General features: G+C 62.4%; 3 protein-coding genes and 1 pseudogene. 1 reads left to right on the top strand and 3 read right to left on the bottom strand.

The annotated features are described in order from the left end of the window. Positions 1 to 74: 74 nt before the first annotated feature. Genes BH682_RS16080 through BH682_RS16070 form a run of 3 tightly spaced genes read right to left on the bottom strand, consistent with a single transcriptional unit; the run spans position 75 to position 4,557 of the window. Entirely contained in the window at positions 75 to 1,046 is a 972-nt protein-coding gene (locus BH682_RS16080; protein ID WP_075833364.1) for an antibiotic biosynthesis monooxygenase, read from the bottom strand. Further along, a complete protein-coding gene (locus tag BH682_RS16075; RefSeq protein ID WP_075833362.1) occupies positions 1,043 to 3,736 on the bottom strand; it encodes a molybdopterin-dependent oxidoreductase in 2,694 nt (897 codons plus the stop codon). The genes BH682_RS16080 and BH682_RS16075 overlap by 4 nt, the downstream gene beginning before the upstream one ends. Continuing rightward, positions 3,733 to 4,557, bottom strand: coding sequence for an FAD binding domain-containing protein (locus tag BH682_RS16070; protein ID WP_003941432.1), 825 nt, complete (start codon positions 4,555 to 4,557; stop codon positions 3,733 to 3,735). The genes BH682_RS16075 and BH682_RS16070 overlap by 4 nt, the downstream gene beginning before the upstream one ends. Before the next feature lie 260 nt (positions 4,558 to 4,817). On the opposite strand from BH682_RS16070, the pseudogene BH682_RS37300 reads away from it, so the two are divergent. Beyond that, positions 4,818 to 18,254: pseudogene (locus tag BH682_RS37300) on the top strand (amino acid adenylation domain-containing protein). Positions 18,255 to 18,917: the final 663 nt, after the last annotated feature.

Here is an 18,917-nt window from a genome sequence, read left to right as displayed (position 1 = left end):
TGAAAATGCCAGCGTATGCACCGGGGAAGAATCATGCCCCGTTACATGCGCTGGCATTTCGTGTTCCGGAGCGTTCAGGGCAGCGACCAGAACTGAGTAGTCACGAGGTAGAAGACGACAACCCAGAACAAGGTCACAGCGGCGACGATTGCCACCCCTTGTGCGTTGGTTTTTGCGACAGGAATCCCCGGAGGCGGACGCAGCCAACGGCGCAGGAGTCGATTCACGTAGTACGGCATCGTGAAGAAACTCATGATGAAGCTCGACAGCAGATTGCCGATCAACAATCCGAGCCAGAGTGGCAGCTTCAGCGGTGACAGCGCCAAAGTAAGCAAGACGACAGTCGGGTAGAGACCGACCCAGACCGCGATCGAGGTTTTTGTCTCCGAAGGTGGAGGGGCCTCGTTTCCGTTCTCGTCGAAGGCAAACCAACTGCCGAACGAATTGTCCACGGTTCGCAGTTCGAAATCGTGAAACTTGCGGCCCTCGGCGAGGAGTTGTTGTCGCTCAGGGGAAGTCAGCCACGTATCGAGGTGGGCAGCATTGTCGAAGCGATACAGCAGGGTCCATTCATCCTGCACACCGTCGACGGGGCGAAACAGTTCGGTGCCGCGGAATCCGTCGAAAGCACTCTCCACCTCCCGAAGGCGATCCTGCCAGGCAAGGAACTCGTCGATGCTGTCGTCACCGACTCGGTGCGTCACTACGACGGTCAGCAGTGGGTCCGGAGGCCTGATCCCACCGCTCACTACCTGCTGCGTGGCCGGGCCGTCGAAGTACTGACGCCCGCTGTCGAGGTAGTTCTGCCTCGTCGCGCTGTTGATCCACGCTTGAACATGAGCGATGGAGTCGAAGCGGTACACGATCACCCAATCGGGTTGGGTGGGCGTCGGAGCCGCGATTTCTGCCCCGAGGAAGCCTGCATAATCTGCGGCCGCCCGGTTGAGATCTTTCTGCCATACCTCGAATTCTTTCTCCAGTCCGGCACGCACTCGCTGGCCGATGATGACCGTCGCGGCGCTGTCCGCCGACGTGTGCGCGGTCATCGGTTCAGGCCTGTGTAGATGCGTTCCGGGGTGAGCGGTAGCGACCGGAATCGTGACCCGGTTGCATCCTGCAGTGCGTTCGCCAATGCAGGGGCAACCGGATTGATGCAGCACTCCGCCATGCCCTTGGAGCGGAGAGGACCGACGGAGTCTGATGACTCGACGAGGATCACCTCCGTGCGTGGGATATCTGCATATGTCGGGATCCGGTAGTTACGTAGATTCGGGTTCATCATCGCGCCGTTTGCGTCTACGTGGAAGTTCTCGGTGAGTGCGAAGCCGATGCCCTGGGCGACGCCACCTTCGATCTGTCCCCGCACCTGCGCCGGATTGATGATCACCCCAGCGTCGGTGGCTTGGACGCTGTAGAGAATGCGGATCTCGCCGGTGATGCGATGGACGGCAATCCGGAAGCCATGAGTGTTGGACACCACGCTGCGCGGAGATCCGTATGCCTTCCGCGCCTCGGTGAATCGGATCCCGCGCGGGCGCGCGGCCTCGAGTATCTCTTGCAGTGTTAATCGAGTACTACCGCAGACGATCTTGTCGTCGTCCATCGAGCACTGGTCAATCGACACGCCGGTGTGGTGCGCGGCGAAGGCAAGTAGGCGATCGCGGAGCGCATTCGACGCGCGAAGTACCGCGTTCCCAGCGACAAACAGGCCAGCGCTGGCGAAAGCGCCTGTGTCGAAACCGGTTCGGTCGGTGTCCGACTGAATGATTCGTACACGTGACGGTGTTGTGCCCAGCTGATTCGCGGCGATCTGCACGTGGGCGGTAGAAGTACCCTCACCGAATTCGACTGTGCCGATGGCAAGTTCGTATACACAGTCTTCGCCGAGGGTGAGCCAGGCCTCGGAAATGTGCTCGGTGGGTGGCGCGGTCTCGTGTAGTGAACTGGCGGTACCGGTGCCGATCAGCCAATCGTCTCCGAGCGAGGGAACCGGTTGGCGCTTCAACGCGGCGTCGATCAGATCTATGCATTGCCCCAGTCCGTCTTCGGTGAAGATCACGTCGTCTGGGCCGTCTTCGAGTGCGACGAGCGAATCGCCCGGTCGGACGATATTGCGTCGACGCAGTTCGAGCGGATCCATGTCCAGCGCGATGGCCAATTCGGTCATGGCCGATTCCACGGCAAAGGCCGGTTGCGTCATCCCGTACCCACGTAGAGCGCCGCTCGGAACATTGTTGGTGTACACGGAATACGCATCGAACTTCTTGTTGGCGCAGCGGTAGAGCGATACTGCCGCGCCGCCGGCAAAGAGTGTCTCTCCACCGTGGTTTCCGTACGCACCGGTGTTCGAGATGTTTCGGTACTGAAAGGCTGTGAGGGTTCCGTCCGACTTGGCACCGAGCTTGATCGTGAGCTTCATCGGATGACGCGGCGACGCGGTGGTGAACTCTTCTTCTCGGGTGAACTCGAGGCAGACGGGACGACCGGTGTCGAGGGTGGCGAGCGCCACCAGATCCTCGCTGATCACTTCCTGTTTTCCTCCGAACCCGCCGCCCACGCGTTTGCAGAACACGCGTAGCTGATCCGGGCGGAGGTCGAAGAGATGGGCGAGTTTGACCTTGGCGATGGAGGGGGACTGCGAACTTGTGCGAACGTGAAGGCGTCCGTCTTCCATCCAGGAGATCGAACCGTGCGTCTCGAGGTGCGCGTGCTGAACCCGCGGCGAGAAGTAGGTGCCTTCGTGGATGACGTCGGCCTCGGCGAACCCGGCCTCGACGTCGCCCACATGACCGTGAAGTTCGAGCAGGATGTTGTGCTCTGGATCTCGAACAAAGGGATCGTCGGATCCGTGCAGGGCTGGAGCGCCGTCGGCCATGGCCTCTTCCGGATCGAACACAAAAGGCAGGATCTCGTAATCGACCTTCACCTTCCGACGGCCTTCTTCCGCAGCGACGACGGAGTCGGCGAGGACGGCCACTACACGCTGACCCACGAACCGCACGACGTTGTCGAGAATGTAGGTGTCGTCCGGATCGACAAGGTGGTCGGTATGTATTGCCGTGGTGAAGAGCTTGCGCGGCACGTCTTTCCAGGTGTAGACGCGATGGACACCGGGGACGGCGAGCGCCTCGGTGGTGTCGATGGAGGTGATGCGTGCATGTGCGTGCGGCGAGTGCAGCACTTTCAGGTGCAGCATGCCGTCGATGGCGGTGTCCATAGTGTATTCGGCTCGGCCGGTCACCACGTCGGTGGCCGCCGGCGCCCCGACGCTGGTTCCGACGGCCTGTCCCGGGAGGGCAACTTCGATAGCACCGACACCGTTGACCGCGTCTTCGATGGATCGGTAACCGGTGCAGCGGCACAGGTTTCCCTTGAGCGCTCGCGGCAAGTCTTCTTTCTGCGCGTCGGTGAGCGCCGCCGAGGTCATGATCATCCCGGCGGTGCAGAACCCACACTGAAAGCCGGGTGCATCCCGGAACTGCTGCTGAATCGGATGGAGATCTTCGGGCGTGCCGAGTCCCTCGATCGTGGTTACCGCGCGACCGTCGGCGCGAAAGGCGGGCGTGATGCAGCTGTGTATCGGTGTTCCGTCGAGCCACACTGTGCACGCCCCGCAGTCCCCGCCGTCGCACCCCTTCTTCACCCCGTGGTGTCCGAGGTGCCGAAGAAACGTCCGGAGACACTGTCCCGGGAACGGCTCCTCGTGGAACTGCCGGTCGTTCACCGTGTAGCTCATGACTGGCTCCCCGTGAGTTCGTTTCGGAGCTCGTCGGCGTAGTGGCGGGCGAGGTGGAGGCGGTGGTCGGGGGTTCCGTTGGGATCGTCGAACCAACTGTCGGCCGAAATGGAGTCGACGGCTCGTCGCAGAGAGTGCTCGTCCGGCATCGTGTCGAACGTCAGCCGGATCGGATGGGTGGTGCCGGCGGTGATGGTGAGGTGAAAGTCGTCGGCGCCAGGAGTCTGCGTCGCGATCATGAAGATCGTCGAACGGCCGAGGTGCGTGAGACTGAAGCGGCGGTGGGCGTGCCGTTTGGTGAGTGAGTGCACCGGGAACTCGATGCTCCGAAGGACTTCGCCCGGCTCCAGGACATTCTGGTGGTCACCGGTCACGAAGTCGCACGCGTCGACGGTCCTCACTGTTCCGTCGGTAGCCCATAGTGTGAACGAAGCCTCGAGTGCAACTGCCAGGGTGATCATCGGTCCGGCTGGAAGTGACATACAGATGTTGCCGCCTACGGTTGCCGAATTCCACACCTTGAAGGAAGAGAGGAAGTACTCGCAGCTGACGCGAATAAGTGGACTCGCACGCCAATTGTCCGGCGGGACAAACGCATACAGTTCGGCAACGGTGCACGTGGCCCCGACACCGAAATGAGTCGCGCCGACCTCCAGTGATGTCCAGCCGAGCGCGTTGAGGTCGACGAGTCGACGGGTGTCGGGTTGTTCCGCTGAGAACAGCCACGTTCCTCCCGCGAGCCAGGCGTCGCCGGGACGCCACACGTCCCCTGGGCGATCCGGTGGTCGGCGTATCACGTCGGTAATGGTGGTGATGTCCATGCGCCTGCTCCCCTCGGGGGATGTGTCTTCTCGGAGTGGGACATTACCGAGGTGACGAGACACATTCACACTTTTAGTACATATCGGGCACGCGAAACATGAGCGATACGTACGTGACATCGACTGGTGGGGCGGTGCATGCGCTTGCCGATTCTGGGTACGACTGCTTGAGAGGCGCGATCAGCCTCTTGCTTTCGCGCTGTTGATTCGGACGCGGCTACGCACTCGGCGGCCGCGGAGATCATGCGGGGCGGGGCGCTGTGAAACCCTTCGAGGTAAGTCGGACCGACCCTTCTGGTGAGACGCTCTTTCCGCTCTCGGCCGCCCAACGGGCAACCTGGTTCGCTCAGCAATTCGATCCCGAAGTCCCGATTCTGATAGCGCACTACGTGGAGCTGCGCGGCGAACTCGACGTCGAACTGCTGGATCGCGAAACGCGAGCGGTGGCATACGAGTTTCAATCTCCTTTGCTCAAAGTGATCGAGATCGACGGTCACCCGATGCAGTACGTGGATGAGAAGGCCGAAATCTCGGTCGGTTTGGTCGACTTCCGTGGGTCCCCCGATCCGATCGAGGATGCCCTCGGGTGGATGCGCCGAGATTGCCGGACGCAGCTCGACCTGGCAGTCGACGGAATCGTCGCGACCGCTGTGCTGCGCGTGGGTGACGCGCACTATCTGTGGTACAGCCGCATCCATCATGTTGCGCTCGACGGTTTCGGCGCCATGACCATGATGAACCGCATTGCGCATCGGTACTCAACCTCGGCGGCGAGAAAGGACTCGCAGCCGAGTCGTGCCGCGACACTGCGCACGCTGTACGACATCGACGAGCGGTACAGAATGTCGGATCGATTCGCCGCCGACCGGGAGTACTGGGCTGAGCGCAATACCACCCTCGCTGGATCCAGCCTGGCGGAGGCTTCTGGGCCCGCGCAAACCGAGAGCCGACTCGAAAGCACACTGATCTCGGACCGAAGTTGTGCCCTTCTCTACGAATCCGAGAACCACGCTGCCCCGGTCATCGCTGCGCTCGCGTTGTACCTCGCGCGGATGACGGCGAAAGAGACTGTCCAGATTCATGTTCCGATGTCCGGACGGACTACGGCGGTGCTGCGGGACTCGGGCGGCATGATGGTGAACGTCACGCCACTGCTCATCCGTGTCGCAGCGGTCGACACCGTCGGTGAACTCTTCGCCCAGGTCCAGCATGAGCTCATGGGTGCATTGCGACACCAGCGCTGCAGCCTCGACGACATCCGTCGGGACGCAGGCGTGACGAGCGGTCTGGAAGGCGAAGACTCATATGCCGGGCCCATGGTCAACGTCATGCTGTTTCGCCAGGAGGTGCAGTTGGGCGAGGTGGTTGGGGAGTATCACATCGTCACCTCCGGGCCGGTGGACGACCTTCTGGTCAACGTGTATCCGAGCGGCGACAGGCTGCGTGTCGACTTCCGGGCAAACCCGATCCGATACGAGGAGGCGGGTTTACGCGAGCACCACCGGAACTTTGTCGGCTTGCTGGAAGAGTTGATCGCGTCTGATTCCGGTGCCGAACTCGCAGACATTCACGGCCCGACGGCCCGAGAGGGCGAGCGACGACAACGCGAAGTCCGGCACATCGAGTATTGGAGACATGAGCTCGCCGGGGCGCCCGAACTTTTGCAACTTCCCTTCGATCGACCCAGGCCTGCAACGCAATCGCTGGACAGTGCACAGGTTGAGGTCCTGATCGCCGCCGACACCCACGCGCGGATCACGGCGATGGCGAGTGATCTCGGGACGGACACTCGTGCGGTCTTACATGCGAGCTTTGCTCTCCTGGTGAGCCGGTTGTCCGGTGCTTCGGATGTTGTGATCGGTACGCCCGCGGGATCCGACGCGAACATCGTCGCCATCCGGAGTCGCGTCGATCTGGAGACGCCGTTCACGGCACTCTTGGGCAGTGCCGTCGAGGTCCGAAGTAATGCGCTGCCGCACAGTGGGATACGGCTCGAGCAGGTGGCGGAATCGCTCGAGGTGGAGGATGTACCTGCGTATGCGCCGGTGATACAGGTGACGTTCGAGTCCGTCGCCAGCGCTGACGAGCACCCTCCCGACCTCGGCCGCTTCGATCTCGGAGTGTCTGCAGTCGAGACTTTCGACGAGGTGGGTACGCCGTCCGGAATCACGGTGACGCTCGCGTTTGCCACCGACCTGTTCGACGCCGAGACGGTACGCGGCCTCGGTTTGCGGTTCGCGTGCGTCCTGGAATCCGTCACAGCGGATCCGGCAATCATGGTCGGCGACATCGATATCTTGTCCGACGACGAGCGATCCGCGATGCAGCCTGTACGCAGTGACCCTCGCGCTTCGCACCGCACCCTGGCCGAACTGTTCGACGGTGCGGCGCGCACACACCCCGACGGCGTGGCCCTGTCGTATCTCGATGACGAGTTGACGTATCGAGAACTCGACGAGCGTTCCTCGAAGTTGGCCCGAGAATTGATCGACCGCGGCATCGGTCCGGAAAAGATTGTGGCGCTGGGTATGACGCGTTCGATCGAATCGGTTGTCGCGATGTTGGCCGTGAGCAAAGCCGGCGCGGCATTCGTGCCGGTGGATCCGACCTATCCGGATGAACGTGTTCGCTTCATGCTGACCGATTCCGGCGCCGTACTGGGACTCACGGTCGTCGCGGAACTTCATCGCTTGCCGGATTCGGTTCCCTGGTCAGCGATCGACGACGCCGAGTTCCGTGGCCGACTTGCACGGTTGTCCGTGCGTTCCATCTCCGATGTCGATCGGGTGCACCCGATCCGGCCCGACAATCCCGCATACGTGATCTACACGTCCGGGTCCACCGGACTCCCCAAGGGGGTGACGGTCTCGCATCGTGGACTGGAAGCGCTTGCTGCCGAACAGCGTTCGCGGTTCGGTGCGACCCAGGATGCGCGAACGTTGCACTTCTCGACCCCGAGTTTCGACGCCTCGATTTTCGAGTACCTGCTGGCTTTCGGTGCCGGAGCGACCATGGTGATTGCGCCGAGCACGATCTACGGCGGTGACGAGTTGTCTCACTTCCTCGAATCCCAGCGTGTCACGCATGGTTTTGTCACTACTGCGGCGCTCGGAACAGTTTCGCCCGAGGGCCTTTCGGACTTCGGCGACGTGGTGGTCGGTGGTGAGGCCTGTCCGCCGGATCTTGTGCAGCGGTGGGCTCCCGGCCGACGGCTGTGCAATGCGTACGGGCCGACCGAGACCACCGTCATGTCGAACATCGGCGAGCCGATGGTGTCGTCGGAGAACATCACAGTGGGCGGTCCGCTCCGCGGCTTCGAGGAGATCGTGCTCGATCAGCGATTGCACCCCGTCCCCGACGGTGTTGTGGGCGAGCTGTACATCTCGGGAGACGCGCTCGCACGCGGCTACCACCGAAAGTATGCGTTGACGGCAGAACGATTCGTGGCAGACCCCTTCGGCCTCCCCGGGCAGCGGATGTATCGAACGGGGGATTTGGTGCGGTGGCGCCGTGGCCGTGGACTCGAGTACGTCGGTCGTAGTGACTTCCAGGTGAAAGTTCGCGGATTTCGTATCGAACTCGGGGAAATCGACAGCGTCGTGCGGTCGTGTCCGCAGGTCGAGAATGCAGTCACCGTGGCGCGGGCGGCTCCCTCCGGGACAGCGATGATCACCACGTACGTCGTGCCTGCCGGCGGAAGTGCGCTCTCGACGGCCGAGCTGACGCGGTACGTCGCGAGCCGTGTTCCGTCGTACATGGTTCCTGCGGCATTTGTTCTACTCGACGAGTTGCCGGTAACTCCGGCGGGAAAGGTCGATCGCGCTGCCTTACCGGCACCTCGGTTCGATGCTCGGTCGGACGACTTTCGACCGCCCGAGGGCGCTGAGGAACTAGTGCTCGCCGAGATTTTTGCCGATGTTCTAGGCGTCGAGACGGTGGGTGCGGGTGACGACTTCTTCGAGCTGGGCGGGAACTCACTGATTGCCACGAAGCTGATCGCTCGAGTAAATGCCGCTGAAGAAATCGATTTCGGGGTGCGGACTTTGTTCGAAGCACCGACTATCGAATCATTGGCCCGTCACGTGCGGGATGCGAAGTCATCCCGCGTTGATCGCACGCGTTCGAAGCGTCCAATCCTGCAGGCACATTCGTACAGGGACAAGATTCCGGTGTCTGTGGCACAACGACGCCTGTGGTTCGTCAATCAGTTCGACACGTCGTCCCCGGCCTACAACATTCCGATGGTGGTCCGACTGTCAGGTGCCTTGGATGTCGCTGCGATGCAGCGCGCGGTGGGAGATGTTGTCGATCGGCATGAATCGCTCCGTACCGTCTACCCGGCGTCGGTCGACGGCCCACATCAGGTAGTAGTGCCTTCGGAACGCGTGACGTCGAAGATCGCGTGGGAAGTATCCGTGGACGAGGAAGCCTTGGACAGGCGCATCGCCGATCTCGCTCGCGAGGGGTTCGACGTGAGCGCGAACGTGCCCCTGCGCGGCTCCCTTTTTCGGGTCACGCCGGACGATCATGTCCTTGCGCTGGTAGTTCACCATATTTCGGCGGACGGAGCATCCCTCGAGCCGCTGGCCCGAGACCTGACCCGCGCCTACGCGGCGCGGGCTGCGAAACGGGCACCGGACTGGTCGCCTTTGCCTGTGCAGTACGCCGACTACAGCCAATGGCAGATCGAACTGCTCGGCAGTGACGACGATCCGGACACTCTCGAGGCGAAGCAGTTGGACTACTGGACGTCCACCCTGGCCGGTCTACCTGACGTGATCGACCTTCCGCTGGATCTACCGAGACCGGCGGAACGATCCATGCGCGGTGAATCGGTCCGATTCTCGGTGCCCGCAGACGTGCACAGTGAACTCCTCGAACTCGCTCGGAATCACAACACGACACCGTTCATGGTGATGCACGCAGTGCTGGCGGTTCTGTTGGCACGGCTGAGCGCCTCGCCGGACATAGCGATCGGGACTCCGGTAGGAGGGCGCGCCGAGCAAGTCCTCGACGATCTGGTCGGGATGTTCGTCAACACGGTCGTCCTGCGAATCACCGTTGACACCGCCGCGACTTTCGAGGAGATCCTTGCACGAACTCGCGAAGTCGATCTGGCAGCGTTCGGACAAGCCGAGGTGCCGTTCGAGCGAGTCGTCGATGCAGTTGCGCCGGAGCGTTCGTCATCTCGCTCACCGCTCTTCCAGGTTCTGTTGGAATTCCAGAACACCGCAGATCCCCACCTCGAACTACCCGGACTGGGTGTCGATGTTGTTCCAGTCGACGTCGGTGTCGCCAAATTCGACTTGCAACTGTCGCTCTCCGAGCAGCGTGGCAAAGACGGCGTCCCCATGGGTTTCGATGCCGCCTTCACCTATGCCTCCGATATCTTCGAGCGCACCACAGTCGCCGAGTTCGGCGAGCGTTTCGTCCGCCTCCTCCGGTCGGTCGTGTCGGATCCGACAGTGCCAGTAGGGGATACGGAAATTTTGGGCGCGCCCGAGCGTGGGTTGGTGGTGGGTGGTTGGGATGGTGTGGGGGTTGTGGTGGGGGGTTTGACGTTGGTGGATGTGTTGGATGGGCGGTTTGCTGGTGTGGGTGGTGGGGGGTTGGTGGTGGTGGGGTGGGTGTTGTCGTGGGTGAGTTCGATGTTCGGGTGAATCGTTTTGCGCGGTTGTTGATTTCGTTGGGGGTGGGTCCGGAGTCGCGGGTGTGTGTGGCGTTGTCGCGGTCGGTGGGAGTTGTTGGTGGCGGTGTTTGCGGTGGTGCGGGCTGGTGGGGTGTTTGTTCCGGTGGATGTGGGTGCGCCGGTGGAGCGGGTGGGGTTTGTGGTGGGTGTGGTGGATCCGGTGGTGGTGTTGTCGCGGGTTTGGTGATGGTGGGTGTTTGCCGGTGGGGTGGGGTTTGTTGATGTGGGTTGTGTTGATGTTTCGGGGTTTTCGGTGGTTCGGTGGGGGTGGGGGATCGGTTGGGGTGTTGTTGCCTGAGCATGCGGTGTATGTGATGTTCACGTCGGGGTCGACGGGTCGTCCGAAGGGGTGGTGGTGTCGCATGCGGGGTGGTGAATCGGTTGTTGTGGATGCAGGGGGAGTTTCCGTTGGGTGTGGGGGATGTGGTGTTGCAGAAGACGCCGGTGTCGTTCGATGTGTCGGTGTGGGAGTTGTTTTGGGCCGTTGATGGTGGGTGCGCGGTTGGTGGTGGCGGATCCGGGTGGGCATCGTGATCCGGTGTATTTTGGTGGGTGTGATCGAGCGGTGGGGGGTGTCGGTGGTGCATTTTGTGCCGTCGATGTTGAGGTGTTCGTGGGGGAGTTGAGCGTGGGGGAGTTGGGGGTGGGGTGTTCGGGTTTGCGTCGGTGTTTGTGTCGGGTGAGGGGGTTGTCGTCGGTGTTGGCGGGGCGGTTTGCGGGGGTGTGTGGTGCGGAGTTGGTGAATTTGTGACGGGCCGACGGAGGCGTCGGTGGATGTGACGTTCATCGGGTGGAGGGTGTTGTGGGGGTGGGTGTTCCGATTGGTCGGCCGGTGTGGAATACGCGGGTGTTGGTGTTGGGATTCGCGGTTGCGGCCGGTTCCGGTGGGTGGTGGGGGAGTTGTATGTGGGTGGGGTGCAGGTGGCTCGGGGGTATGAGGGTCGTGTGGATTTGACGGTGGGTCGGTTTGTGGCGGATCCGGTGTCGGGTGTGGTGGGTGCTCGGTTGTATCGGACGTGTGATGTGGTGCGGTGGGGGTGTGGTGGGGTGTTGGAGTTTGTGGGGCGCACGGATTTTCAGTGAAAGGTGCGGGGGCAGCGGGTGGAGTTGGGTGAGGTGGAGGCGGTGTTGGCTGCTCAGGTGGGGGTGGCTGGTGCGGTGGTGGTGTTGCGGTCGGGTGTTGGGTGGGGGATTTTTGGTGGGGTTTGTGGTGGGTGAGGTGGGGGGTGGTGGTCGATGAGGTGGTGGTGTTGGAGGGGTGCGGAGGTCTCTTCCGGGGTTCATGGTGCCGTCGGTGGTGGTGGTGTTGGGGGAGTTTCCGGTGACGGTGCATGGGAAGTTGGACCGTAAAGCCCTCCCGGACGTCAACTTCGAACCTCAACCGCTGCAGTATGTTGCGCCACGAACGCCGGTCGAGGAGACGGTTGCCGCAATCTTCGATGATCTGCTGGGAACGTCGACGGTGGGCGTGAACGACGACTTTTTTGCCCTGGGTGGGAACTCTCTCAGTGCGGCCAGGCTGGTTGCGCGATTGAATTCTGTTCTCGGCGAACGGATCAACATTCGTGACGTCTTCGATGCTTCTACCGTTGCAGCGCTGGCCGAGTTGGCGCAGTGTCGCGGAGGAGAGGGGGCCAAGCCGGCGTTGAGGCCGCGGGGTACGACGACGGATATCCCACTTTCGCCGGCGCAGGAGCGAATGTGGTTTGCGAATCAGTTCGACCCCGAGTCCGCCGCCTACAACGTCGCGTGCGCGTTGAGGCTCGACGGCACAGTGAATCTGAGTGCACTTCACGCGGCATTTGTCGACGTCGTCGAGCGGCACGAGTCCTTGCGCACTGTTTTTCCTCTCACTGACGACGGCCCGCGTCAAGTGATCATGTCTACCTCACAGGTGGTATCGGATCTTGCACCGATACTTGTGCAGGGAGAGGAAGAGCTGCGCGAGCGTTGCCGGCAGATCGTTTCGGATGGTTTCGACGTCATGCAGCAGGTCCCGATGCGCGCCACCTTGTTGCGGCGAGACGACCAGGTCCACTCGCATGTCCTGGTGATCGTGATTCACCACATCGCCGCCGACGGATTCTCCACGGTACCGCTGGCCCGAGATCTCATGAGCGCATACACCTCCCGTGTGAACGGTGAGGCACCGCAGTGGGCGCCGCTCGGGATCCAGTATGCCGACTACGCGTTGTGGCAACGTGGTTGGTTGGGCTCGGAATCGGACTCTCGGTCTCTGATCTCGAAACAGCTCGGCTATTGGGCCGAGAATCTTGCGGGCGCACCGGAGGTTCTCGACATTCCGACCGATCGACCGCGTGTTGATGTGCGTTCGCTTCGACGCGGACGGATCAGGTTCGTGTTCGGTCCGAAGGTGCATGCCGGTGTGGTTGCCCTGTCGCGCAAACACAACGCCACGGTCTTCATGGTTGTGCACGCAGCCTTGGCAGTGCTGCTGGCGAGGCTCAGTGATGAGGACGACGTAGCCGTCGGAACTCCCATCGCCGGGCGTGGGGAGCGCGAACTCGACGACCTGGTGGGCATGTTCGTCAACACCTTGGTGTTGCGCACTGCAGTGGACCGCGGCGCAACTTTCGGAGACTTCCTCGACCAGGTCCGAAACGTAGATCTGAGCGCCTTCATTCACGCGGACGTGCCGTTCGAAAGAGTCGTCGAGATCGTGAATCCTTCACGTTCGACGGCGTACTCGCCCCTGTTTCAAGTCATGTTGGAGTTCCAAGACATCGAACGGCCTGCACTCGAACTCCCCGACCTGCAGGTGACCGACGTGGGCGTCGAGATCGACACCATCAACTTCGATCTTCAGTTGACGGTGACGCAGAATGCCGGCGCAGCCGGCGAATCGGACGGTCTTCGCGCCGAATTCGGATATGCCACAGATATTTTCGACGAGGAAACGGTAGCGGGCTTCGTCGACCGCCTGCAACGGATTCTCGAGCGCGTTATCACGGATCCGCAATCACGGATCGGAGATATCGAGATCCTCGACGCCTATGAGTCAGCCGAACTGGTACCCGTGCGAGGTGAGATTTCCGCCGCTGTTCAGACCCTTCCGGATTTGCTGACTGCAGCAACAGATATGGCGACTGCCCAGGATCCCGGCGCCGTTGCGCTGGTGTTCGAGGAACGTGAAGTGACCTATCTCGAACTCGACGCGCAGTCGAACCGATTGGCCCGCATGCTGATCGAATCCGGAGTGGGTCCCGAATCGGTGGTGGCGTTGTGTCTCCCACGCTCCATCGAGTCCGTTCTGGCGGTGTGGTCCATTGCCAAGACAGGTGCGGCATTCCTTCCCGTGGACCCGGGACATCCTGCTGCTCGTATCGAGCACATGCTGGGCGACTCCGGTGCAGGGTGGGGGATAACGTCTCGAGCTCACAACGCGGCATTGTCCGGCCTCGTGCCGTGGCTGGTCCTCGACGATGCCGGTTTCGAGGAACGGCTGCGGGCGTACTCGCCATCGAAAGTCACCGACGCGGATCGGAAGGCACCGATTCGCATCGACAATCCGGTCTATCTGATCTACACGTCGGGGTCGACAGGAACACCCAAGGGCGTGACGGTCACACATCGCGGGTTGAGCGACTTCGCGCTCCAGGAGCGTGAGACCTTCGCCGCCACGACCCGATCCAGAACTCTGCACTTCGCTTCGCCGAGTTTCGACGCGTCGGTTCTCGAGCTCGTGATGGCCGTTGGTGCTGGAGCCACGATGGTGATCGTGCCACCGACCGTCTACGGCGGGTCGGAACTGGCGGCGTTACTGGAGCGCGAGCGCGTCACCCATTGTTTTGTGACTCCGGCGGCCTTAACGTCCGTCGACCCAGACGGTCTCACCACTGTCGGTTGTGTCGTGACAGGTGGGGAAGCGTGTCCGCCGGAATTGGTGGCCCGCTGGGCTCCGGGCAGAAAGATGTTCAACGCCTACGGTCCTACCGAGGCAACTGTCGTGTCGAGCATCAGTGCGGCACTGGCTCCGAACGACCCGGTCACTATCGGCACACCTACTCGCGGATTCAGCGAGGTAGTGCTGGACTCGCGTCTGCGAGCGGTACCGGTAGGTGTCGCGGGGGAGTTGTATCTTGCCGGGCCGGCTCTCGCTCGCGGCTATCACCGGCGATACCCGTTGACCGCCACGCAGTTTGTCGCAGATCCCTTCGGTGCGCCGGGAACGCGGATCTATCGCACGGGCGATCGCGTGCGGTGGACGCCCGACCGACGGCTGGAGTATCTCGGGCGCACCGATGCCCAAGTCAAAGTCCGTGGGTTCCGCATCGAACTCGGGGAAGTCGAGGTGGCACTGCAGACGCACCCGCGCGTGGCCCAGGCGGTGACGGCCGTCTGGAACGGCGACGGCAGGGATCGGTTGATCGGCTACGTGGTTCCCGATCGCGGAGCGAGTGTCGATCCGCGAGACGTCCTCGCCCATGCAGGCAAGCGCCTGCCGTCGTACATGGTGCCGGCGGCGGTGGTGGTGCTCGACGCCGTTCCGCTGACGGTTCACGGAAAACTCGACCGCGCAGCGCTTCCCACACCCGATTTCTCGTCCGCCGCCACACCCGACCGGCCACCGCGAACGGAAACCGAGAATCTTCTTGCCGCTCTGTTCGCGCAGGTTCTCGGTCTCGACGCGGTAGGAGTGCATGATTCGTTCTTCGAGCTCGGTGGCGACAGCATCATGTCCATCCAATTGGTGGCCCGCGCTCGCGATGCGGGTGTGATCATCTCACCCCGAGATGTTTTCGACCACAAATCCGTCGCCGCGCTTGCCGAGTCGGCGCACCTTGAGCAGGACAGGCCTGATGTACTCGCGGAGCTACCGGGATCCGCTGTCGGAACTGTTCCACTGAGCCCGGTGGCGCAGTGGATGCTCGACCGCAGCAGTGGCGGGCTGCGTGGCGGCGGAGTGAAACGGTTCTCCCAGGCGCTCTTGCTGACAGCTCCCGCTGATCTCACCCAGGACCTCCTTGTCCGTGGTCTCCAGGTGTTGCTGGACCGCCACGGAATGCTTCGAGCTCGCTTGGTTGAGAGTGACCGGGTCATGGAAGTCTTACCACCCGGCTCGATCTCGGCCGAAGGACTGATCCACCGCGTAGCTGTCGATTCGGTGGACGACGAAGGTTTCAGGGCCTTGGCGTCGGGAGAACTCGAGGCCGTGGCCGACAGCTTGGATCCCGCCACGGCTGACATGGTGCGCGTGATCTGGTTCGACCTGGCCGACAAACCTGACGTGTCGACCGGGCGGGGCCGACTACTTGTGGTGATTCATCACCTGGTTGTCGACGGCGTCTCGTGGCGCATTCTGGTCACCGACCTGGCGTCGGTGACAGCACAACTCCAGGCCGGTGTCACGCCCGAACTGCCACAGATCGGAACGTCGTTCCGGCGATGGGCGCATGGGCTTGTCGAGCACGTGGGCGACCGGAGCGTCGAACTGGACATGTGGAGAACGATCCTGGACGGCGATGACCCGTTGATCGGTTCGCGCCCACTCGATCCCACGATCGACGTCGACGACACGGTCGACACCGTTACAGTGGACATCTCGCCTTCGGCGACCAGGAACCTTCTCACCACGGTTCCTGCGGCATTCCACGCCGGCGTGAACGACGGACTCCTCACCGCTGTTGCGTTGGCCTCGATCGGGTGGCGACGACGCCGCGGTATGGACACCGCTGCCGCCCTGATCACTCTCGAAGGACACGGCCGCGAGGAAGGGGTGGTTCCTGGCGCAGACCTCGCTCGCACCGTTGGTTGGTTCACCACGCTCTACCCGGTGCGCGTGGACCTCGGCGCAATCGACGTCGACGACGCACTGGCCGGTGGCGCCGACGCCGGGCGGGCCCTCAAAGCTGTCAAAGAGTACGTCCGTGCGATCCCCGATCATGGAATCGGATTCGGGATGTTGCGGTACCTGTCTGGCGAGAGCGACCCACTCGGCCGATTCCGTTCTCCTCAGATCAGTTTCAACTATCTGGGCCGGATCAGCTCCTCTGACGGAACACAGGACTGGCTGCCGGTGGAGGGCAATCGAAGGCTCGGCGGAACCCAGAACCCGTCCATGCCTGTGGCGTCCGTGATCGACATCAACGCCGCGGTTGAGGACCACGTCGACGGGCCGTGCCTGACAGCATCTTTCACCTTTCCCCGCGGAGTGCTCGACAGGTCTGACATCGCGGAGTTCGCGGAACTGTGGCGTCGTGCGCTCGACGGACTCACCGCGCACGCGTCGCGACCTGATGCGGGCGGTCTGACGCCGTCGGACATTCCCCTCGTCTCGGTCGACCAACAACAGATCGAACGCTGGGAGAACGACTTCCCCGGATTGCACGATGTCTGGTCGGTGTCGCCCCTTCAGGCCGGGCTGATGTTCCATGCCTCACTGGCGGCCACGTCGACGGACGTCTACACAGCGCAGTTGTGCGTCGAGCTCGAAGGAGCGGTTGATTCCGAGCGTTTGCGCGGCGCTGCTGCCGGACTACTCGCAAACCACCCGAATCTGTGTGCAGCGTTTCTCTACGACGTGAACGGCCTACCGGTGCAGTTGATTGTCGACGATGCAGTGATTCCCTGGACCGAGGTCGACCTGAGTGATCGCGGATCGGCAACCGACGCAGATCTGGAGCGCCGCCTCGACGAGGATCGCAGTGCACCCTTCGACCTCGCTTCGCCGCCACTGCTTCGGCTGACGCTGCTGCGAACCTCGCCGACGAGGTGCGTGTTGGTGGTGACGAACCATCACATCGTCCTCGACGGTTGGTCGATACCGTTGCTGGTTCGCGAACTGTTGACGCGATACGCGGCCGACGGTCTCCCGGTCGAGAGGGCCCCGTCCGATCTTCCCGAGACTCCGCCGTACCGCACCTATCTGGAATGGTTGATGCACCGCGATATGGAGACCTCGGTCGCGGCGTGGGAGGACGCCTTGGAAGGCGTCGACGAGCCGACGTTGTTGGCGCCTTCGACGCCGATCGCGGAGCAGTTGGTGCCCGAAGAGGTTGCCGTCGATCTACCCGATTCGGTGCGCGACGGACTCGGTGCGCTGGTCCAACGGAGCGGGATCACGATGAACACGGTGATCCAAGCGGCGTGGGGTGTCCTACTGTCTCGGATGCTTTCCCGTGACGACGTAGTCTTCGGCGTCACGGTTTCGGGCCGCTCACCCGAGTTGCCTGGTGTGGAAAACATGATGGGGCTGCTGATCAACACGTTGCCTGTCCGAGTGCAACTGGATCCGGACGAGACGTGTACGCAGCTGCTCGCTCGACTGCAAAGCGAGCAGACAGCTCTGCTCGATCATCACTATGTCGGACTCGGCGCGATTCAATCTGTCGTAGGGACAGGCAATTTGTTCGACACACTGTCGGTCTTCGAGTCGTATCCGATCGATACCTCGGGGATGGGCGGGAACACCGACATTGCCGGTATGCGCGTCACCGCTGTGAATGCCCGCGACGCCACGCATTACCCGCTCACCGTGCTGTCGGTCGCGGAACCGACGCTGCAGGTCAGCCTGCGGTACCAGCCGGCGGCATTCGACCGCGCCGCGGTCGACACCATTGCACAGCGAATGTCGCGGATTCTTGCCGCCTTCGCAGCGAACGCGGATACACCGGTCGGTGAGGTCGACGTGTTTGTCGCCGGTGAGCGTGGGTTGGTGGTGGGTGGTTGGGATGGTGTGGGGGTTGTGGTGGGGGGTTTGACGTTGGTGGATGTGTTGGATGGGCGGTTTGCTGGTGTGGGTGGTGGGGGTTGGTGTGTGGTGGGTGGTGTTGTCGTGGGTGAGTTCGATGTTCGGGTGAATCGTTTTTGCGCGGTTGTTGATTTCGTTGGGGGTGGGTCCGGAGTCGCGGGGTGTGTGTGGCGTTGTCGCGCGGTCGGTGGAGTTGTTGGTGGCGGGTGTTTGCGGTGGTGGCGGGCTGGTGGGTGTTTTGTTCGGTGGATGTGGGTGCGCCGGTGGAGCGGGTGGGGTTTGTGGTGGGGGTGGTGATCCGGTGGTGGTGTTGTCGCGGGTTTGGTGATGTGGGGTGTTTGCCGGTGGGGGTGGGGTTTGTTGATGTGGGTTGTGTTGATGTTTCGGGTTTTCGGGTGGTTCGTGTGGGGTGGGGGGATCGGTTGGGGGTGTTGTTGCCTGAGCATGCGGTGTATGTGATGTTCACGTCGGGGTCGACGGGTCGTCCGAAGGGTGTGGTGGTGTGTCGCATGCGGGGGTGTGAATCGGTTGTTGTGGATGCAGGGGAGTTTCCGTTGGGTGTGGGGATGTGGTGTTGCAGAAGACGCCGGTGTCGTTCGATGTGTCGGTGTGGAGTTGTTTTGGCCGTTGATGGTGGGTGCGCGGTTGGTGGTGGCGGATCCGGGTGGCATCGTGATCCGGTGTATTTGGTGGGTGTGATCGAGCGGTGGGGGTTGTCGGTGGTGCAATTTTGTGCCGTCGATGTTGGAGGTGTTCGTGGGGGAGTTGAGCGTGGGGGAGTTGGGGTGGGGTGTTCGGGTTTGCGTCGGGTGTTTGTGTCGGGTGGGGGTTGTCGTCGGTGTTGGCGGGCGGTTTGCGGGGGTGTGTGGTGCGGAGTTGGTGAATTTGTACGGGCCGACGAGGCGTCGGTGGATGTGACGTTTCATCGGGTGAGGGTGTTGTGGGGGTGGGTGTTCGATT

Source organism: Rhodococcus sp. YL-1 (genome assembly GCF_001942025.1).
Taxonomy (GTDB): Bacteria; Actinomycetota; Actinomycetes; order Mycobacteriales; family Mycobacteriaceae; genus Rhodococcus_F; species Rhodococcus_F qingshengii.
Note: the sequence above shows the minus strand (reverse complement) of the source record. Positions and strands in the feature narration are given on the sequence as shown.

Bases quoted from the DNA above. Each gene is read 5' to 3' on its own strand.
- BH682_RS16080 (WP_075833364.1), bottom strand. From the start codon at position 1,046: ATGACCGCGCACACGTCGGCGGACAGCGCCGCGACGGTCATCATCGGC.
- BH682_RS16075 (WP_075833362.1), bottom strand. From the start codon at position 3,736: ATGAGCTACACGGTGAACGACCGGCAGTTCCACGAGGAGCCGTTCCCG.
- BH682_RS16070 (WP_003941432.1), bottom strand. From the start codon at position 4,557: ATGGACATCACCACCATTACCGACGTGATACGCCGACCACCGGATCGC.